Source organism: Pseudomonas sp. SIMBA_067 (assembly GCF_046534675.1).
Lineage (GTDB): Bacteria > Pseudomonadota > Gammaproteobacteria > Pseudomonadales > Pseudomonadaceae > Aquipseudomonas > Aquipseudomonas putida.
In genome coordinates this window covers 1-229 of record NZ_JAWRYH010001535.1, presented here as the reverse complement: position 1 = coordinate 229, position 229 = coordinate 1, and the positions used below count along the sequence as shown (strand labels likewise).

Annotated in this window: 1 protein-coding gene; it reads right to left on the bottom strand. The window is 63.3% G+C overall.

Features of this window, described 5'->3' with window-relative positions; genetic code table 11:
* A partial coding sequence (locus SB765_RS34590) for a glutamine amidotransferase-related protein (protein ID WP_410933152.1) occupies positions 1–229 on the bottom strand: 229 nt, incomplete at both ends.

Here is a 229-nt window from a genome sequence, read left to right as displayed (position 1 = left end):
GGCGTCTTCGACGATGTTGGACGGGGTCCACAGGGCTTCGCAACCGCAGATGTCCTGGACGAAGCGCGAGAGGATGCGACCACCTTGCTTGGTGTGGGTCACTTCCGGGTGGAACTGCACGCCGTAATAGCCACGGGAATCGTCGAACATGCCGGCGATCGGGCAGCTTGGGGTGCTGGCCAGCACGTGGAAGTTGCCCGGCATCTGGGTAACCTTGTCGCCGTGGCTC